The sequence below is a fragment of the Candidatus Protofrankia californiensis genome (genome assembly GCF_900634765.1).
Classification (GTDB): Bacteria; Actinomycetota; Actinomycetes; order Frankiales; family Frankiaceae; genus Protofrankia; species Protofrankia californiensis.
The window spans coordinates 502-2624 of the sequence record NZ_CAAAFT010000218.1 but is presented as its reverse complement, the minus strand read 5'-3'; the positions used below and the strand labels follow the sequence as shown (position 1 = coordinate 2624).

The 2123-nt window shown below is 69.8% G+C and carries 1 protein-coding gene and 1 pseudogene; both read right to left on the bottom strand.

The features are described from left to right. Positions 1-849: pseudogene (locus tag DD1DGNOD_RS26925) on the bottom strand (RND transporter); the annotation flags it as partial. After that, positions 846-2123 (bottom strand): MlaD family protein (locus tag DD1DGNOD_RS12000; protein ID WP_206443117.1); only part of this gene is annotated, 1278 nt, incomplete at its 5' end. The gene DD1DGNOD_RS12000 and the pseudogene DD1DGNOD_RS26925, both read right to left, overlap by 4 nt.

Below are 2123 nucleotides of genomic sequence, written 5' to 3'. Positions count from 1 at the left end.
CCGGGTCCACGGCACGAACAGGAAGCAGGCGCCGATCAGGATGACGGCGATGCCGCCGAGCAGCGGGGCCTCGGAGCGGACCTGGTCGCTGATGCCGGCCACGAGCACCGGAGCCCCGGACACCGTCACCCGCGCGTCACCCAGCCCCGCGCCGCGCACGGTGTCACGCACCCGGCCGACCAGGCGCTGCGCGGCGCCCGCATCGATGCCCTGACGCGGGCGGATCAGCACCGCCACCGCGTTCTCCGTGGGCACCACGAACCGCCACTGGACGCGCGGCGTCTGTCCCTGACCGAAGACCACCGACTGGACGAACCGGTCGTTGCCCAACGTCGGCAGCCCGGCGGGCAGGCCCTGCACGACCAGCGGGCCGTAGCGCCGGTCGAACTGTTCGACCGCACGATCACCCGCCTCGTGGGCCTTGTTCTCGGTCGCGCCCGCGTTGCGCGCCGTGACCTCGGCTGTGGCCCGCACGCCGTCACGGCGGCCGGACAGCTCGGCGAGAAAATCCTGCGTCTGCCCGGCGATCTGGTTCAGCGTCGTGGCGGGCCCGTAGACCGCGGCGACGTCGCCGAGCTCGGTCAGCTGCCCTTCCAGGTGCAGCAGGCGGTGGAGGTGGTCGCTGTCGAGAAGCTGCCGTGGCCGCGTGCTTTCCAGCAGTACCACGATCGGGTCGCCGCCGAACGAGGAGGCCATCTCGTCGAGCTGCTCCACGGTCCGGTCGTGGGCCGGCAGGAACGAGTCGATACCGGTCTCGATCCGGCTCCTCGCGAGGCCGCCAATCATGAAACCGGCGACCAGCAGGGCGGCGAGGGCTGCGAGGGCGGCGAGTAATCGCCTCCTGGTCATCGCGGTTCCGGCATCACACGCGGGTACGGGTTGTTCGCCGGGCCCGGACTGACGGCCGATCCCGGCAGCGGATAGGGGTTGAGCTTGTTCAGGGGGCCGATGTTCGTGTTGATCGGGAAGGTCTTGAGCGACTGCTCGTTGATGGCCGCGAAGATCCGAAGCATCCGGCCGTTGACGTCGCCGGTGGCCGTTGCGTGGCCGAAATTGGTGAAGAACGCCGCGATGTCGTGTCCGTAGGGTTGCACGTAGCTCAGCATGGGGTTGAGGTCGGACAGGTCCACCCGCAGGCCCGGGATGAGCGCGTTCAGGTCGTCCGCGACGGGGGGCACCCGGGTGAGGGTGTCCGGCGCGTCCGTGAGCACGCCGTTCAGCGACGGTAGCAGCCCGCGTAGATCCGCCGAGGTCTGCGGGAGCTCGGTCAGCGCGGCCGAGAGGTCCCCGGCGGCGGCGTCGAGGTTCGTCGCGACCGGAGACAGCGCCGCGGAGACGTTGCGCAGCCCGGTGGTGGCCTTCCTCGTCGTGTCCAGCAGGCCGGGCAGCTTGCGCATGATCTCCTCCACCGGAGCGCGGTTGTCCGATGTGGACTGCGCAAGCAGGTTCGCGTTCTCGACGAGCTGGCCGATCTGTCCCTGGCGGGTGTTGAGCGCGGCGAGCAGGGTGGCCGTCGATCCGGTCACCTGCTCGAGATCCTTCGACTGCGCGGCCAGGGCGTCGAGCGCGGTCCTGCCCTCGCGGCCGAGGTCTCCCAGGCCCTGCAATGCCTGGGAGATGCTCTGCTTGCCGCCGTCGGTGCTGGCGCCCAGCGACCGCACGCCGCTCGCGAGCGAGTTACGGGTGCTCTCGTCCAGGCTCGCCAGCACGTCGTCCAGCTCGGTCGCGGGTCTGCCCGCGTCACGGGGCAGCCGAGCGCCGCTGGGCAACGCCGGCCCGGTACCGTCCTTGATCTCCAGGAAGGTCTCGTTGACGAGGGTCTTCTCCCGCACCTGGACGACGGCGCCCTGGTGCAGCGGGAAGGCGGAGTCCAACTGCATCACGATGTCGGCCTCCTCCCCGTCGACGGAGAGCTTGTCCACCTTGCCGGCCTTGACCCCCGCCACCATCACGTCGGAGTCGTTGACGAGATTGGAGACCTTGGTCATGTGCAGCCCGACCTGGTACCCCGGCTGGGAGATGAGCGGCAGTTTGCCACCCGAGTTCACCCAGAGGTAGCCGAAGGTCAGCGCACAGAAGGACATGAACGTGAGCAGTAACGCGAGCCGGACGACCGGCATCAC